15 protein-coding genes are annotated in these 15,800 nt (G+C 63.9%); 10 read left to right on the forward strand and 5 right to left on the reverse strand.

Annotated features, from left to right (window positions below; translation table 11 throughout):
* Positions 1–116: 116 nt before the first annotated feature.
* Positions 117–1,928 carry a translation elongation factor 4 gene (gene lepA / locus IVB32_RS26560; RefSeq protein ID WP_018460061.1) on the forward strand — a complete coding sequence of 604 codons (1,812 nt, stop codon included), beginning with the start codon at positions 117–119 and terminating at the stop codon, positions 1,926–1,928.
* A 268-nt stretch (positions 1,929–2,196) separates the two neighbouring features.
* Here the strand turns inward: lepA and IVB32_RS26565 are convergent, their stop codons facing one another.
* Positions 2,197–2,970, reverse strand: a complete 774-nt coding sequence (locus IVB32_RS26565; RefSeq protein ID WP_018460062.1) for an SDR family NAD(P)-dependent oxidoreductase — start codon at positions 2,968–2,970, stop codon at positions 2,197–2,199.
* 181 nt (positions 2,971–3,151) lie between these two features.
* Between IVB32_RS26565 and IVB32_RS26570 the strand changes: the two genes are divergently transcribed.
* A complete protein-coding gene (locus tag IVB32_RS26570; protein ID WP_245288562.1) occupies positions 3,152–3,475 on the forward strand; it encodes a response regulator in 324 nt (107 codons plus the stop codon).
* 20 nt (positions 3,476–3,495) lie between these two features.
* On the opposite strand, the gene IVB32_RS26575 is transcribed toward IVB32_RS26570, so the two are convergent.
* Both IVB32_RS26575 and IVB32_RS26580 read right to left on the reverse strand, forming a co-directional pair.
* The gene (locus tag IVB32_RS26575; protein ID WP_085352004.1) at positions 3,496–3,705 is read right to left on the reverse strand and encodes a hypothetical protein; all 210 of its coding nucleotides are present in this window, start codon (positions 3,703–3,705) and stop codon (positions 3,496–3,498) included.
* 14 nt (positions 3,706–3,719) lie between these two features.
* Complete coding sequence (locus IVB32_RS26580) at positions 3,720–3,893, reverse strand: hypothetical protein (protein ID WP_247368750.1); 174 nt, start codon at positions 3,891–3,893, stop codon at positions 3,720–3,722.
* Between the two features lie 501 nt (positions 3,894–4,394).
* Here IVB32_RS26580 and IVB32_RS26585 point away from each other — a divergent pair.
* The 3 genes from IVB32_RS26585 (at position 4,395) to IVB32_RS26590 (ending at position 6,571) form a co-directional block, all read left to right on the forward strand.
* A complete protein-coding gene (locus tag IVB32_RS26585; protein ID WP_018460065.1) occupies positions 4,395–4,856 on the forward strand; it encodes a GNAT family N-acetyltransferase in 462 nt (153 codons plus the stop codon).
* Between the two features lie 108 nt (positions 4,857–4,964).
* Positions 4,965–5,462, forward strand: a complete 498-nt coding sequence (locus IVB32_RS42665; RefSeq protein ID WP_253075158.1) for an amidase family protein — start codon at positions 4,965–4,967, stop codon at positions 5,460–5,462.
* Positions 5,462–6,571: an amidase family protein gene (locus IVB32_RS26590; RefSeq protein ID WP_253075226.1), complete on the forward strand. Its 1,110-nt coding sequence runs from the start codon at positions 5,462–5,464 to the stop codon at positions 6,569–6,571. The genes IVB32_RS42665 and IVB32_RS26590 overlap by 1 nt, the downstream gene beginning before the upstream one ends.
* 154 nt (positions 6,572–6,725) lie before the next feature.
* On the opposite strand, the gene IVB32_RS26595 is transcribed toward IVB32_RS26590, so the two are convergent.
* A complete protein-coding gene (locus IVB32_RS26595; RefSeq protein WP_051113073.1) occupies positions 6,726–8,105 on the reverse strand; it encodes a TAXI family TRAP transporter solute-binding subunit in 1,380 nt (459 codons plus the stop codon).
* A 277-nt stretch (positions 8,106–8,382) separates the two neighbouring features.
* Here IVB32_RS26595 and IVB32_RS26600 point away from each other — a divergent pair, with 277 nt between their 5' ends.
* Positions 8,383–9,537 (forward strand): acyl-CoA dehydrogenase family protein, encoded by a 1,155-nt coding sequence (locus IVB32_RS26600; RefSeq protein ID WP_026233937.1) that lies wholly within the window; start codon positions 8,383–8,385, stop codon positions 9,535–9,537.
* A 206-nt stretch (positions 9,538–9,743) separates the two neighbouring features.
* Positions 9,744–10,484 carry a hypothetical protein gene (locus tag IVB32_RS26605; RefSeq protein WP_018460068.1) on the forward strand — a complete coding sequence of 247 codons (741 nt, stop codon included), beginning with the start codon at positions 9,744–9,746 and terminating at the stop codon, positions 10,482–10,484.
* Between the two features lie 53 nt (positions 10,485–10,537).
* Here the strand turns inward: IVB32_RS26605 and IVB32_RS26610 are convergent, their stop codons facing one another.
* Positions 10,538–12,709 (reverse strand): EAL domain-containing protein, encoded by a 2,172-nt coding sequence (locus IVB32_RS26610; protein ID WP_247368746.1) that lies wholly within the window; start codon positions 12,707–12,709, stop codon positions 10,538–10,540.
* A 459-nt stretch (positions 12,710–13,168) separates the two neighbouring features.
* Here IVB32_RS26610 and mepA point away from each other — a divergent pair, with 459 nt between their 5' ends.
* The 3 genes from mepA to modB all read left to right on the forward strand — a co-directional run.
* Positions 13,169–14,113, forward strand: a complete 945-nt coding sequence (mepA, locus tag IVB32_RS26615) for a penicillin-insensitive murein endopeptidase (RefSeq protein ID WP_026233938.1) — start codon at positions 13,169–13,171, stop codon at positions 14,111–14,113.
* Positions 14,114–14,334: 221 nt separating this feature from the next.
* Positions 14,335–15,117 (forward strand): molybdate ABC transporter substrate-binding protein, encoded by a 783-nt coding sequence (modA, locus tag IVB32_RS26620; protein WP_247368744.1) that lies wholly within the window; start codon positions 14,335–14,337, stop codon positions 15,115–15,117.
* An 11-nt stretch (positions 15,118–15,128) separates the two neighbouring features.
* Positions 15,129–15,800: molybdate ABC transporter permease subunit (modB, locus tag IVB32_RS26625; protein ID WP_247411817.1), on the forward strand; the 672-nt coding region annotated here is incomplete at its 3' end.

Genomic DNA, 15,800 nt, shown 5'->3' on the forward strand with positions numbered 1-15,800 from the left:
ATCAGGCGTTGCGTAGCGCGTTTCGGGCCTTCGTGGAATCAGCTTGGCGTGAACAAAGGCCCTGAAATTACAGCAATATGGTTGCCGCACGGGGGTGTGAGTGGTATCCCGCGCCCATGACGACCGTCCCCATTTCCAACATCCGCAATTTCTCCATCGTCGCCCATATCGACCATGGCAAATCGACGCTGGCCGACCGCCTGATCCAGATGACCGGCGGCCTCACCGACCGGGAAATGGCGGGCAAGGAGCAGGTGCTCGATTCCATGGATATCGAGCGCGAGCGCGGCATCACCATCAAGGCGCAGACAGTGCGCCTCGCCTACCGCGCCAAGGACGGCAAGGATTACATCTTCAACCTGATGGACACGCCCGGCCATGTCGACTTCGCCTACGAAGTGTCGCGGTCGCTGGCGGCCTGCGAGGGTTCCCTGCTGGTGGTCGACGCCAGCCAGGGCGTGGAGGCACAGACGCTCGCCAACGTCTACCACGCGCTCGATGCGGGGCATGAGATCGTTCCGGTCCTGAACAAGGTCGACCTTCCCGCCGCAGAGCCGGAGAAGGTCAAGCAGCAGATCGAGGACGTCATCGGCATCGACGCCTCCGAGTCCGTGATGATCTCGGCCAAGACCGGCCTCGGCGTGCCCGATGTGCTGGAAGCGATCGTCACCCGCCTGCCCCCGCCGAAGGGTGATCGCGAAGCGACGCTGAAGGCGTTGCTCGTCGACAGCTGGTACGACGTCTATCTCGGCGTGGTGGTGCTGATCCGCGTCGTCGACGGCGTCATGAAGAAGGGCAGCCGGGTCCGCATGATGGGCACGGGCGCGGCCTATGACATCGAGCGCGTCGGCTTCTTTACCCCGAAGATGACGCAGGTCGACGAGCTCGGCCCCGGCGAGATCGGCTTCATCACCGCCGCGATCAAGGAAGTGGCCGACACCCGTGTCGGCGATACCATCACCGACGACAAGAAGCCGGTCACCGAGATGCTGGCGGGCTTCAAGCCGGCCATTCCCGTGGTGTTCTGCGGCCTGTTCCCCGCCGACGCCGACGACTTCGAGACCTTGCGCGCGGCGATGGGCAAGCTGCGCCTCAACGATGCCAGCTTCTCCTACGAGATGGAGACCTCGGCCGCACTCGGCTTCGGCTTCCGCTGCGGCTTCCTCGGGCTGTTGCACCTGGAGATCATCCAGGAGCGTCTGTCGCGCGAATTCGATCTCAACCTGATCGCGACCGCGCCGAGCGTGATCTACAAGATGAGCCTGACCGACGGACAGGAAATCTCGATTCACAATCCCGTCGACATGCCTGATGTGGTCAAGATCGCGGAGATCCAGGAGCCCTGGATCGAGGCCACGATCCTCACCCCCGACGAATATCTCGGCAGCGTGCTGAAGCTGTGCCAGGACCGCCGCGGCTCGCAGAAGGAGCTGACCTATGTCGGCTCCCGCGCCATGGTGAAATACGATCTGCCGCTCAACGAGGTCGTGTTCGACTTCTACGACCGCCTGAAGTCGGTCTCCAAGGGCTACGCCTCGTTCGACTATCATCTCACCGACTACAAGCCGGCCGATCTGGTCAAGATGCAGATCCTGGTCAACAACGAGCCGGTCGACGCACTCTCGATGCTGGTGCATCGCACCCGCGCCGAGGGGCGCGGCCGCGCCATGGTTGAGAAGATGAAGGATTTGATCCCGCCGCACATGTTCCAGATCCCGATCCAGGCGGCGATCGGCGGCAAGGTGATCGCGCGAGAGACGGTGCGCGCGCTGCGCAAGGACGTCACCGCAAAGTGCTACGGCGGCGACATCACGCGTAAGCGCAAACTTCTGGAGAAGCAGAAGGAAGGCAAGAAGAAGATGCGGCAGTTCGGCAAGGTCGACATCCCGCAGGAAGCCTTCATCGCCGCGTTGAAGGTGGACAGCTGAGGCGACGGCTTTAGGCCGCCGCGAGCGCGGCGAGACAGGTCCGGTCCGCGCTTTTCGGGACCGAAAACAAAAAAACGCGAAAACAACCCCATGCACAGTAGCGAGGGGCTTGTTCGGATTGAACTTTTGATTTTCAGAATTTCGTTTGACTCGTCGGGCAAAACAGGGGCATGATGGCATCATGCAGCACGTGGCAATGCCGTGCGCATGAGAGGCAGCATCGGCCTCCCGACGCTTTGGGAAGATGTGGGCTTCAGGCGAATTGCTTCTACGCCGGTGGAAGCATCACTCCCGTCAACTCGCCCAGCCTGTCCAGAAGCCGCTCCTGAAAATCGGGATCAACTGCTTCGTGCGCCGGCTCTTGTTGCCGGAGGTCATGCCAGTAACGACCGCTGACCAGGGCGGCGGGATCATCGCTCACAGCGAGCCAGGTCTGCGTCCGTTGTCCGGTGGCCACGCCGACCGGCGCTCCGGCACCGCCCATTTTGGTGCGCGCCCAGCCGGGATCGACGGCGTTGCTCAGCACCTGCGGCCAACGCCGCGCCAAGGCAAAGGCCAGTGCGACCATGTGCAGTTTGCTCTCCGCGTACGCCTTGGCCGGATCCCAGGTTCGCCTCGTCCAGTCGAGATCGCTCAACGATCCCTCTCCGCCGCGATGTAGTCCGCTGCTGAGATACACCAGCCGATCGGGGCGCTTCATCAGGGCGGTGAGCAAATAGGGCGCGAGCGTGTTGATTGCCAGGGTGGTGGCGTGGCCTTCGGGCGTCGGGCCGCGGCTGCGCTCGGTATAGACCCCGGCGTTGTGGATGACCGCGTCCATTCGTCCGATTGCGTTGACCTGATCTGCCACGTGTCTCGTCTGGGCGGCGCTCTTGAGATCGCCGATCACGACCCGTGCGGAATGCGATTCAAGCTCGGAGATTGCGGTCGCACGTTCCGCTGATCGTGCGTGCAGGACGACCTGGTGGCCCTGTTCGAGCAGAGACTGGGCAGCTGCGCGGCCCAGACCGTCCGTGCTGCCGGTGATGAAGACGATTGCCATTGCCGCTCCTGTTCGACCCCCGCTTCGGCGCCTGCGTCGAAACCTCAAGGAGAATGCAACATGTTCGACTGATCATGCCGTGGCGCAAGGAGCGCCGAACGAAGACATCACAACCGAACAATCTTCCGGGATGCGCATTAACATCCGATAAGTTGGGAATGACCGCATGTCGAATTTCGTCATGCTGCTGGTCGAGGACGACTCACTCCAGCGCGAAGTTCTGTCCGACCTTCTCAAGGACGAAGGGTTCGAAGTCGTCGAGTGCGCCACTGCGGAAGCCGCGGAGCTTATCGTGGCCTCGACGGGCACGGAGCTGCGGGCGCTCATCACCGATCACAACCTCGCAGGGAGAATGACCGGGCTTGAGCTCGCAGAATACGCTCGCAGTGCTCATCCGGGGCTCAACATCGTGCTGATGTCCGGGACGGTGATGGCGCCGCTGCCGCCCAACACGACCTTTTTGCGCAAGCCGTTTGCGCCCGCCCATTTGCTGGCGGCCGTGTAGAACCAGGATGCTCTCGAAGGTCATCCGCCCGAATTTTCTGCGCCGACGGTGTTCTCGCTCTCCGGCACCGTTAGCCGGACGGAATGACCCTGCCGCATGGCGAGCGATGCCGCGGCCACAGCCGCCTCGAAAGCGGCTTCCTTGGTCTGGTAAGTGTTCCGGATTTCGCCATCGTGGTCGACGTGCCAGGCACCGTCCCTGCCAACAATATCATAGGCTGCGAGGCCCATAGTCTATCCCTCCTTCATGCGTCCGGTGTTGCCTTGGACGCCTGGGTGCTGCTCACCGGGTCCGACGCCGGGAAACGGTCCTTCAAGCCCTTGTCCAGCTCGTCGTCCCTGGCCTTGTCGCGTCGGATGCCACGCTTGAGATCTTCCGCGTTCTTGTCCGGCGGTGCCGGATCGAATTTCTCGGTCATGCAAGTGTCCTTTCGCTACCTCAAACGCCTTGAGCTCCTGACCGTTCCTTCAGAGGAACCAACGCTGTCCGGTTTGGTGTTGAATGGAAAACCAGAGGGCGCCCGCAGCGCGGGTCTCTTTCATTCAGGTTGCGCCTCCAGCTATAATGCATCCTGAGATAGTATACGCATCGTTCCATCAGGAGAATGCAATGAAAGCGTCGGTTCTTGCGTTAGGGGGCTTGCTGATTTTGTCGATCACATCAGCGAACGCAGCACCCAAAGCCACTGTCGCCCCGACCACGGCGGCCAGTTCGGTCGCATGTTCCACCTCGGGTGGCGGCTTTGGGAGCTATCCGTCAGGCTGCCGAAACGGAGCTAACTTCAAGACCTACAATGAATGCAAGGAATCAGGCGTCAAGCGCGGCTGGAGACACGAAGACATGGCGTGGTACTGCAGCGGTCTGGGACTGCAATAGCGAGCGGTCTTTGTGCTTTTCACGCCGCGAACTGGAGTGGCCCATGGAATGCACAATCCGTCCTGCACTTGAAGATGACGCCGCTCATATCAGCGCGGTCATCGTGCGTGCACTGCGGGAAACCAACGCGAAGGATTATCCGAACGAGGTCATCGAAAGGATCGTGCGCGGCTTCAGTCCGGACGCTGTGCGGCAGCTCATTGGGCAACGCACCGTTTTTGTCGCTACCATCCGCAGCCGCATCGTCGGGACCGCGAGCCTCGACGGGTCCGTCGTCCGCACTGTCTTCGTCGCTCCACACGTTCAGGCCCGCGGCATCGGCAAGCTGCTGATGGCCGAGATCGAGCGTACCGCACGCGAGCGCAACATCCCTTCGCTGACCCTTTCTTCCTCAATCACCGCTGAAACCTTCTACGCCGGCCTTGGATTCAGGGCGGCGCGCGACAGCTATCATGGTGACGAACGCACGATCGTCATGGAGCGATTGCTCGATGGCAGTTCGTAAGATGGGCTTGGCGCTTGCGAAACCCATCGCCCCTCATTGATCCTCCCCGCCAAATCCGCCACGATAGTGCCTCTCGCACTCGCGATGGAATGGAGCAAGGAAAGGCAAATGTCCGAGCTTCCTAGAGCTGGCCTGACTGAGCCGCCGGCGTCGACCATGCAGATGCTCGCGCACGCGCCCATGAGCGACGTCATCGATGCCTTGGCCGGCAGACGGATCACCGCGAGAGCGCTGGCGGAATTCTATCTCGCGCGCATCGCGGCCTATGACCGCGACGGGCCTAAGCTCAACTCGGTCCGTGCACTCAATCCCGATGCGCTCGCCGGCACGAGGCCGTCGGCCCAGCGGCCGCTGGCGGGCGTCCCTATCCTACTCAAGGACAATATCGCGACCGGAGACGAACAGCCGACCACGGCGGGCTCGCTGGCGCTGGAGGGCGCGCGCGCCAGGGATGATGCCACCATCGTCAAGCTGCTGCGGAGCGCCGGCGCGGTGATCCTGGGCAAGGCGAACCTGACGGAGTTCGCCAACATGCTCGCGATCGACATGCCCTCGGGCTATTCATCGCTGGGCGGGCAGGTAAGAACCCCTACGCACCAGGGCTGATGGACGAGCACGGCATCCCGGTTCTGACCCCAGGGGGCTCAAGCTCGGGTTCGGCGGTCGCGGTGGCGGCCGGACTGTGCGCGGCCTCGATCGGTACCGAAACCTCGGGCTCGCTGCTGCACCCCGCCAGCCTGAACGGCCTCGTCACCGTGAAACCGAGCGTCGGGCTGATCAGCCGCGCCGGCATCCTGCCGCTTGCGCACAGCCAGGACACCGCCGGTCCGATGACGCGCACGGTGCGCGATGCCGCGATGTTGCTGAATGTGCTGGCTGCCAAGGACCCGCTCGACCCAGCGACGCAAGAGCAGCGGCGGCCGGCCGACTACACCGCCGGCCTCGTCGCCGACGCGATGAAGGGCGCGCGCATCGGCGTGCCGAGCGACCCCGCTGACCCGCTGAACGATTGCTATTACGGCAAGCTGCCGGCGAAGTCGGCCAAGCTGATGGCTGAGGTGATCAAGGTGCTGGAGGATCTCGGCGCCGTCATCGTGCGCGCCAGCATGCCCACACTTGGCTGGATCGGTGGGCCGGGCACGACCATGGCTGTGCTCAACCGCAATCCGCTCAGCGCCCACAAAGGCACGGTCGCAAGGCCGCCGGTCGTCTTTCTGTACGAGCTGAAGCACGATCTCAATCTCTACCTGAGGGATTGGGCGACCAACACTGACATCAAGACCATGGCCGACATCGTGGCCTTCAACGCAGCAAACGCCGACAATGCGCTGCGTTTCGGACAGGACCACTTCCTCGCCGCTGACTTGACCAGGGGCGATCTGAGCGAGCCCGAGTACAAGTCCGCACGTGCCATGGACCTGCTCTCCGCCAGGACGCGCGGCATGGACGCCTATATGAACCAGCACGAGCTCGACGCGGTGCTATTCCCCGGCGCCTATGGCGCCGCAATCGCCGCCAAGGCAGGTTATCCCAGCGTCATGGTGCCCGGCGGATTCGTCTCGGGGACAGACGACGGCAAAGACACGCCCGACTATCCGCTCGGCGTCACTTTCGCAGGGCGCGCCTGGAGCGAGCACAAGCTGCTGCGTCTGGCGTATGCCTTCGAGCAAGCAGCCAACGCACGCAGGCCGCCGTCGGGTCTGCCCGAGCTGTGATGTCGCCCGTGTCAGCGCGAGCTGGCGAGACCGACGCTAGGACCAGCTTGATCCTCCCCGCCGGATAGACCACGATTGCCTCCTTACCGCTCACACCAAGAATGGGCGAGGAAACGCGCATGAACGCAACTTCCGGATACCAAAGCCGGTATCGCTACCGCCGCGCGGCGAGCACGTTCGAAGGAGGGGTTTGCAACGCTGCGCGCCTCTCGCTGAGCGCATGATCGAACAGTTCGAGCACCAGGCCGAAGGCTGCCAGCTCCTCTTCCTCGATGGCGCCGTCATCGTAGCAGCCAAGTGTTTCGACGATGATGGCGTCGACCTCCTGCTGCATGGCCAATAGCTCGTGGTCGAATTCCGCGGTGCGCACCTTGGAAACCAGCGCCAGAATTCTGTTGCGATGGCCAGTGTTCTCGTCGCGTTCATCCCGATTCAGATATTGACGCAGCCAGGCGCCGGCCGAGCCAATGCCGGAGAGAAGCAGGAGCGCAAACCAGAAGTAGTCGCCATATCTGTCGAGGAAGGTGCGCTCGGTCCCGTCGATCACGGCCGCCGCTCCCCGATGAACCGGCAGCTCGGCTTCCTTCTCGGTGTCCGGCTTGGTGATTTGCGCAGCGCCAGGCACCTGCCTGGCAATCGCCTGCCGGAGGGCAAATTGCTGGCGGTAAAACGCTGACACTGTCGTTTCGGACAAGGCTTTCCGGGCGACGATCAAATGGCTGACACTGACGGTCTCCACCTTGTCATCGGGCCAGGCTGGATTCGCATTGAAAATGCTTGGCGGAATTTCCTCCGATTCATAACGCGGATGCTTCAGGGCGATGGCTTCCGATGCGTCGATCGCGAGAAATTTCGGCTCGCCACGCGCCCGGGCGGTCGCGGCGACGGCGTCGGCAGTTATCTTGCTGTCGAGCGGACCGACAGCCATGAAGGCGTCGAGGCTCGGGTCACGCGCCAGCTCCTCGAGCTGGCCAGTGCCGAATTGAGTGACCGTGACCTTGTCCGGCTCCACACCGGCGGCGCTCAGGATGACTCTCAGCAACGCGGCGTTCGCCGGGGTCGCGCCGATCACCCCCACCCTGCGCCCTGCGAGATCGGCGACCTCCTTGATTTTGGGCGCCGGCTTTCGCTTGGAGCCCTTGCCCGCCGGTCCCGAAGAAGACCACAGCACGACGAAGTTCTTGCGCAAGATGACGACTGTTTGCGCGTCGGCCGGCATTTCCAGATCGCCGCGACCGACCGCAAGGTCGGCCTTGCCGGCACCGAGCAGAGCGAGAGCTTCGGCCGCTCCGGCGGTCGCGATCGGAGACAACCTCACCGTCCTGCTTTCGTTGGCAAAGGCCTCGGTCATCGCCTCGATCACCTTGTGATCGTTGCTTCCCGGCGGTCCGACGGCAATCCGAAGCGTTATCGGCCGCAGCGCGTAATACAACGTGCCCGCAGCGGCACCGAAAACGAGAAATCCGATGGCTAAAATCAGCAATAGGGTCTTCGTCTGTCTCCGCCCTCTGCGGGCTGCGTCACTGCGTTTCATCGGAGCATCAGACGAGGACATTTGCCGCTGCCGGTTGGAGGCCAAAATCGCTGCCTGTTTCGGAACAGTATCATGCTCTTCTGGAAAACGATAATGTCGGAGCAGCCCCAATAGTTTCTTGGCCCGGCGTGAGCCTTTCGAGCTTGCGCGATCATCTCTGATTCCGCACTTCACGTGGCGATGGCCGGATTGACGCCACACCAACTTGATCCCCCTCGCCAAATAGATCACCATCGTGCGATTGACCGCTCACGGTAGAATGGGCGAGGAAACGCGCATGAACGCAACTTCCGGATTTGGCCTCGTCGAGCGGGCACGGGCTATTGCGCCGCTGATCGCGCGCGAAGCCGACGAGATCGAGCGGACGCGGCGACTGACCGATCCCGTCGTCGGCGCGCTGATCGAGAACGGGCTCTATCGCGCGCTGCTGCCGCAGAACCTTGGTGGCGCCGAAGCGCCGCCGGAAGCCTTCATGCAGATGCTGGAGGAGATCGCGAAAGCGGATGCCTCCACCGCCTGGTGCCTCGGCCAATGCACGGTCTGCGCCATGATCGCGGCCTCGCTCGACCACGACACCGCGCAGGAGATCTTCAACACGGCGCCGGGCATCCTCGCCTGGGGCGCGATCGCGCATGAGGCGCGGGCGGTCGAAGGCGGCTATCGCGTCACGGCGCGCTGGGATTTTGCCTCCGGCTCGCGGCAGGCGAGCTGGCTCGGCGCGCATGTCCGCATCGTCGGAGCCGACGGCGCGCCGCGGAAAAATGCCGACGGCTCGGCGGAGGTGCGCACCATCCTGTTTCCGGTCGCGAGCGGCGTGCTGCACGACGTCTGGCAGGCGATCGGGCTCGCCGGCACCGGCACCGATTCCTACGAGGTCGCCGACCTGTTCATCCCCGAGCGCTTCACCGCGTTTCGTGACGTGCCGTCCGCGCTACGCGAGCAGGGTCCTCTTTACAGGATCGGCACCGGCTCGACGTTCAGCCTCGGCTTTGCCGCGGTGTCGCTCGGCGTGGCGCGCGCCACGCTGGATGCCGCGATCGCGCTGGCGCGCGGCAAGCATCAGTCGCTGGCGGCAAGCGCCATGCGCGACAACCAGGCGGTCCAGGGCCTGATCGGCCGCACCGAGGGCGACCTGCGGGCCGCGCGCGCCTATCTCTATGCGACGGCAAGTGCGATGTGGCGCGATCTCTGTACGACCGGCGAATTCAGCGCGGCACATCGGGGCTCGGTTCGCCTCGCCGCGACCTGGACCATCCACCAATCGGCCAAAGTGGTCGACACCGCCTATCACATGGCCGGCGCGACCGCCGTATTCCGCAGCAATCCGTTCGAGCGCCGCTTTCGCGACATGCACGCCATCGCTCAGCAGATCCAGGCGCGCGACACGCATTACGAGGATGTCGGTAAGATGATCCTTTCAGGGGACCGCTGACGTCGAGCAGTTACGAAAGTGCACGCACGCTGACCTATATTGAGTTGCCCTCCGGCGTCTTCGTCGCTGAACCTTCGTGAATTTTCTCCGACTAATTTCCATAGCTATAGGAACGACAGCTTTTCCGCTGTAACCGCGCCGACCACATGGAAGTGATGATTCCGAATTCTTCTTAGCGCGCTGGATTTGCGCAAGAGAGGTCCGTTATGGGCCGAACAGCTGGCAGGAAAGTCAGTTGCCATGCCATTCAGGGGCGTTCGCCGGGATGGCACCATGGTGGCATTCTCATTATCGCCATCCTCTGCATCGCATGCACTTTCCTGTTTGCGAGCGAGGCCGTGGCTCAATGCTCGGCGCGAGACGTCCTGCGGAATCACCTGAAGCTCAAGCAAGCGCCGTCTGGGCCGCAAATCCCAATCAAATCCGCCGTCGATGTCCCTGCGTGGAAGACGATCAGGATCGGGACGTTTGCAAACTTCTTCGCCCTCAGTAACGCTTTGGATGCGGCAGGTTGTGGCATCGGAAACTCGGCCGGCGAAATTCTCGCGCGGCCGACGTTTACCGTGAGCGCCACGACAACGAGCGTAGAGCTTTTCACGGTGTCGGCAGCCGAACTGGGCTTTCGGACCGACACTGCGTTGCTGGCAGACATCTACGCGCGCGCCAAACAATTGGGTTTCGGCCTGGCGGCTGCAGAAGTCGGACCACAACTGAGGCTTCAATATTTCGACCAGCCGATCGGTGAGTTTCTCATCATCGGAATGGAGCCAATCAGGACCTGGCAGGGCGCCCCCGTCATCTTGAATGTAGCCAATGGCGGCGCGGGACTTATCCTCATCGGCCAGGATGGCAGCGCCGACGCACAGATCCCCGCGGCATCCCGTTTTGTATTCGTGCGGTCCCATGAAACCGCTCCTGCCGAGGCCGTAACACTTGTCGGCCACTGAATTTCCGGGTTTGTGCATCTCGAGACGCAAGACAACAGGTCAGCACCTTAACCCTAGGCCACCAGCGCGGCGTCCTCGCCTACGCCGTCGATGCCGCGCTGCGCGGCGAGCAGGCTGATGATCTGCGCATTCGGCCGGGCCTTGCTGAACAGAAAGCCCTGGCCTTCGTCGCAGCCCTCAGTGCGGAGGCAGCTCAGCTCGGCTTCGGTCTCGACGCCTTCGGCGGTGATGGTGACGCCGAGGCCTTTGCCGAGGCTGACGATCGAGCGAATGATCGCCTGTGCCTCGCGATTGGCGCCGAGATCGCGCACGAAGGACTGGTCGATCTTGATCTTGTCGAACGGGAAGCTGCGCAGATAGCTCAGGCTGGAATAGCCGGTGCCGAAATCGTCCATTGAGATGCGCACGCCGAGCGCGCGCAGCGCGTGCAGCGTCGCCAGCACCTGGGCGCTTTTCTCCAGCAGCAGCGTCTCCGTGATCTCGAGTTCGAGCCGCCGCGGCGGCAGGCCGGAATGCTTCAGCGCATCCGTCACCACCGAAAGCAGATTGCCGCTGCGGAACTGGAGCGGCGACAGGTTGACGGCGACGCGGACGTCGTCCGGCCAGGTCGCGGCATCGTGACAGGCCCGGCGCAGCATCAGGCCGCCGAGCGGATTGATCAGCCCGGTTTCTTCCGCGACCGGAATGAACTCGGCCGGCGAGACCATGCCGCGCTCGGCATGCGGCCAGCGCACCAGCGCCTCGAAGCCGGTGATGCGGCCGCTCTGGAGGTCGATCAGCGGCTGATAGTACGGCCGCAGCACGTCGTTCTGAATGGCGTCGCGCAGCTCGACCTCGATCTTGCGGCGGGTCTGCGCTTTCGCATCGAGCGCCGCCTCGAAGAACGCGAACGATCCGCGCGCATCCAGCTTGGCGCGCGACAGCGCCATGTCGGCGCTCTTGAGCAGCTTTTCGGAATCGTCGCCGTCGCCCGGCGCCATCGCGATGCCGATGGAGGCACCGACCACCACGGAATGGCCGCCGAGCAGATAGGGATCGGCGATGGCTTCGAGCAGGCGCTTGGCCAGCAGCACCGCATCCTCGGGACGCGTCAGGCCGCTCTGCACGATGGCGAACTCGTCCGAGTTCAGCCGCGCCAGCGCGTCGTTCTCGCGCAAGGTCGAACGCAGCCGCTTGGCGACGCCACGCAGCAGCTTGTCGCCGACCGCGTGTCCCAGCGTGTCGTTGACCGCCTTGAAATTGTCGAGCCCCAGCATCAGCAGGGCGACCTTGTCGGTGCTGCGCCTCGTATGCAGCAGCATCTCGTCGACCTGCTGGCGCAGCAGATTGCGGTTTGGCAGACCGGTCAGCCCGTCATGCTGGGCCATGAAGGCGAGCCGCGCCTCGGCGCGCTTGCGCTCGGTGATGTCCATCAGCGCGAGCAGCACCGCGGGCCGCTCGGCATAGATCAGTTCGCGCGAATAGATCGCAAGGTCGATCAGGGCGCCGTCGGCCCTGACGTGCTTCCAGGTGCGTCCGGCCTGCTCCTCGCCGGCCGCATCGGCGGTCCAGGGCGGCTCACTGTCGAAAGCCTGAAGGGAACGGATCGTCAGCCGCTCGAACTCGGCGCGGCTGTAACCGTAATGGGCGACCGCGGCATCGTTGACGCCGAGGATGCGCTCATCGTCCAGCGCGCAGACGATCATTGGGACGGGATTGCCGTCGAACAGCAGGCGAAACGAGGCCTCGCGCTGCTTCAGCTCGGTGATGTCGACGCGCAGGCCGACGACGCCGCCGTCGTCGGTCAGCCGCTCGTCGATCAGGATGACGCGGCCGTCCGCCAGCTTCTGTTCGTGGCGCGCGCCGGGCTGATAGAGCCTTTGCAGCCGCTCGGCGATCCATTCTTCCTCATGGCCGGCAGCCTCGGGATAGTCGCCGCGGGCGACGCCGATGCGCAGCGTGTCCTCGAGGCGCGCGCCTTCCTCGAACAGATCGGCGGTCTTGCTGTAGATCTCCGCGTATTGCTTGTTCCAGAGGACGTAGCGGCCCTCGGCGTCGAGAAACACGATGCCTTGCGGCAGGATCTCGATGGCCTGGCGCAGGCGCTCATGGGATTTGCGCGCTTCCGCGATCGCGGCCTCAGCCTCGGCACGGCTGCGCAGAACTTCGTCGCGTTCGGACGGAAGATGAGGGGGGCGCGCAAAGCGCGGCTTGCGCGGGTGCAGGCCGCCGAGCACGCTGCCCATTCGCTTTTTCGGCTTTCGAACCCCCAAACTCAACTTCACTCGTCCCAGTCGCACCCAGCCCCGCAACTCTTGGGGCAAGTGTCTGAAAAAAAGGTAATCCTGGGTGGCATGGCGATGGGACGCACGGTCTGGCAGTCTCGACAAAACAGCCCTCATTGCCCGTTTGCAAGGCGCGGCCGTGCCGATGGGCGCTCCAAGCGCATCGCATTGTCGTCATCGGAGAACGAGATGGCGCAAAATTGCGCGCTGCCTTGAATCATTTCCGGGATCCCGCGCGCTTGCATGCAGAAGGGGGTGAGTACGCGTCCCACGCACGAATTTTGGTCAATGCATGAGAGGGTTATCGCATTGTTAAAAACCGGCCGGCCGACGCACCGGGAACTACGACTTCGAGACGATATTTCAGCGGAAGGACTGTTCCTTAACCCTGACGCTGTGTTGGGTTATAAGAATGTCAACATGAGTCCCCGCCGCCTCGCCCCTCTCCTGCTCGTCATGACGCTCCTGGCCGCCGGCGACGCGCTGGCCCAGGACAAGGGCAGCGTCAACCCAAAGCCGCTGCCGCCGCTCGCCAATCCAAACGATCCCACTATCGGCGCCAAGGAGCTGTTCGCGCGAAAGCTGCTGCCGTCGAAGGGACCGGCGCACGTCATCGGCTCCTATGTGAAGGGCTGCATCGGCGGCGCCGAGCAGATGCCGCTCAACGGCGACAATTGGCAGGTGATGCGGCTGTCGCGCAACCGCAGCTATGGTCACCCCGCGATGATCGCGCTGATCAAGCGGCTTGCGGCAAGAGCGCACAAGGACGCGGGATGGCCGGGCATCCTGGTCGGCGACATCGCCCAGCCGCGCGGCGGGCCGGCGCTGTCCGGCCATGCCAGCCACCAGATCGGCCTCGATGCCGACATCTGGCTGACGCCGATGCCTGACCATCGCTTATCGCGCGAGGAGCGCGAGGACATGTCGGCGGTGATGATGGTGCGCCCGGACCGGCTCGACATCGATCCGAAGGTGTTCACGCCGGGCCATGTGCTGGTGCTGCGCGACGCGGCGCAGGAGCCGGCGGTGCAGCGCATCTTCGTCAATGCCGCGATCAAGAAGGCGCTGTGCCGCGAGGCCAAGGGCGACCGTTCCTGGCTGTCGAAGATCCGGCCGTGGTGGGGCCACGACTATCACTTCCACATCCGCATGCACTGCCCGGCGGGCGCGAGCGACTGCGAGGGCCAGCCGTCGCAATCCGAGGACGAAGGCTGCAAGCCCTCCGATCTCGCCTATTGGTTCAGCGACGGCGTGCTGCACCCCAAACCCCCGCCGGAGCCCCCGAAGCCGAAACCGCCGATGACGCTGGCGCAGATGCCGGCGGCGTGCAAGGCCGTGCTGCACGCGGGCAATGCGAAGCCGTAAAACTCTCCGCCAGGATGACGAATTCCTGGTTGGCGCTATGCGAACCGTCGCCTTTGACCTGTTCCGCCACCCTGTTATGATGACCCAGCGATCGCTTGCCGGACCGTAAGTCCGTCGGGCCTGCCGGAACAGCGCTTCCGCCGGTCGCAAGCCTCATTCAACCCACGCCGTCTTGCGCGCGCCGCCTTGCGTGCCCTGAGCGCGCGCATGGAGCGCTGCCGATGTCCCGCCTTTCCGTGCTTTTTTCAGCTTTATTCCTTCTGGCCGCGGGCCTTTCGCCTGCTGGAGCCGAGGACAAGACCATCACCGTGTTCGCGGCCGCCTCGATGAAGAACGCGCTCGATGAGGTCGACGCGGCCTACACCGCCAGGACCGGCGTCAAGTTCAGCGTCAGCTATGCCGCAAGCTCCGTGCTCGCCAGGCAGATCGAGCAGGGCGCGCCGGCCGATGTGTTCGTCTCCGCCGACACCGACTGGATGGATTACGCGATCTCCAAGAAGACTATCAACGAGCCGACCCGGGTCAATCTGCTCGGCAACAGCATCGTGCTGATTGCGCCGAAGGATTCCAGGCTCGACAACGTCCCCATCGGGCAGGGGTTCGACCTCGCAAAACTCGCCGGCGACGGCAGGATCGCGACCGGCGACGTCAAGTCCGTACCAGTCGGGAAATATGCCAAGGCGGCGCTGACGAGCCTGGGCGCCTGGCAGGCGGCGGAGCCGAAATTCGCGATGGCCGAGAGCGTGCGTGCCGCGCTGACGCTGGTCGCGCGTGGCGAGGCCAACCTCGGCATCGTCTATTCCACCGATGCCAAGGTCGAGCCCGGCGTGAAGATCGTCGGCACCTTCCCGGCGGATTCGCATCCGCCGATCATCTATCCCGTCGCTGCGACCGCGACGGCAAAGGGCGACACAAGCGACTATCTCGCCTTCCTGCGCTCGACCGCCGCCAAGACCATTCTCGAAAAATACGGTTTCAAGTTCCTGATCAGCCCCTCTACTTAATTTGCGATTTGATGCTCGACATCTCTCCCGCCGAATGGACCGCGATCCTGCTCTCGCTCAGGGTTGCCGTGATCGCGACGCTGGTGGCAACGCCGTTCGGCATTGCGCTGGCATGGCTGCTCGCGCGGCGTGATTTCTGGGGCAAGTCGGTGCTCGATGCGCTGGTGCATCTGCCCCTGGTGCTGCCGCCGGTCGTCACGGGTTATCTGCTGCTGCTCACTTTCGGCCGCCGCGGACTCGTCGGCGCTTTCCTGGCGGACCATCTCGGCATCGTATTCGCCTTCCGCTGGACCGGTGCCGCGCTTGCCTGCGGCCTGATGGCGTTTCCGCTGCTGGTGCGCCCGATGCGGTTGTCGATCGAGGCGATCGACCGCCGGCTCGAGCAGGCCTCCGAGACCCTCGGCGCCACTCCTTTCAAAGTGTTCTTCACGGTGACGCTGCCCTTGGCGCTGCCCGGCGTGCTCGCCGGCATGGTGCTTGGCTTTGCCAAGGCGATCGGCGAGTTCGGCGCGACCATCACCTTCGTCTCCAACATTCCCGGAGAGACCCAGACGATTTCGTCCGCGATCTATTCGCTGATCCAGACCCCGGACGGCGACGCCGCCGCGGGACGGCTCGTGATCGTCTCGATCGTGCTGGCGCTCGGCGCGCTGATCGCGGCCGAATGGTTCGCCCGCCGCGCC

Source organism: Bradyrhizobium sp. 23, from assembly GCF_023073295.1.
Taxonomy (GTDB): Bacteria; Pseudomonadota; Alphaproteobacteria; order Rhizobiales; family Xanthobacteraceae; genus Bradyrhizobium; species Bradyrhizobium canariense_D.

What these genes read in the sequence shown, in the direction of transcription:
- IVB32_RS26565 (WP_018460062.1), bottom strand. Translation starts at nt 2,970, where the DNA reads ATGGCAATCGTCTTCATCACCGGCAGCACGGACGGTCTGGGCCGCGCA.
- IVB32_RS26595 (WP_051113073.1), bottom strand. Translation starts at nt 8,105, where the DNA reads ATGAAACGCAGTGACGCAGCCCGCAGAGGGCGGAGACAGACGAAGACC.
- mepA (WP_026233938.1), top strand. Translation starts at nt 13,169, where the DNA reads ATGAGTCCCCGCCGCCTCGCCCCTCTCCTGCTCGTCATGACGCTCCTG.
- lepA (WP_018460061.1), top strand. Translation starts at nt 117, where the DNA reads ATGACGACCGTCCCCATTTCCAACATCCGCAATTTCTCCATCGTCGCC.
- IVB32_RS26590 (WP_253075226.1), top strand. Translation starts at nt 5,462, where the DNA reads ATGGACGAGCACGGCATCCCGGTTCTGACCCCAGGGGGCTCAAGCTCG.
- IVB32_RS26580 (WP_247368750.1), bottom strand. Translation starts at nt 3,893, where the DNA reads ATGACCGAGAAATTCGATCCGGCACCGCCGGACAAGAACGCGGAAGAT.
- IVB32_RS42665 (WP_253075158.1), top strand. Translation starts at nt 4,965, where the DNA reads ATGTCCGAGCTTCCTAGAGCTGGCCTGACTGAGCCGCCGGCGTCGACC.
- modA (WP_247368744.1), top strand. Translation starts at nt 14,335, where the DNA reads ATGTCCCGCCTTTCCGTGCTTTTTTCAGCTTTATTCCTTCTGGCCGCG.
- IVB32_RS26600 (WP_026233937.1), top strand. Translation starts at nt 8,383, where the DNA reads ATGAACGCAACTTCCGGATTTGGCCTCGTCGAGCGGGCACGGGCTATT.
- IVB32_RS26605 (WP_018460068.1), top strand. Translation starts at nt 9,744, where the DNA reads ATGGGCCGAACAGCTGGCAGGAAAGTCAGTTGCCATGCCATTCAGGGG.
- IVB32_RS26610 (WP_247368746.1), bottom strand. Translation starts at nt 12,709, where the DNA reads ATGGGCAGCGTGCTCGGCGGCCTGCACCCGCGCAAGCCGCGCTTTGCG.
- IVB32_RS26575 (WP_085352004.1), bottom strand. Translation starts at nt 3,705, where the DNA reads ATGGGCCTCGCAGCCTATGATATTGTTGGCAGGGACGGTGCCTGGCAC.
- IVB32_RS26570 (WP_245288562.1), top strand. Translation starts at nt 3,152, where the DNA reads ATGCTGCTGGTCGAGGACGACTCACTCCAGCGCGAAGTTCTGTCCGAC.
- IVB32_RS26585 (WP_018460065.1), top strand. Translation starts at nt 4,395, where the DNA reads ATGGAATGCACAATCCGTCCTGCACTTGAAGATGACGCCGCTCATATC.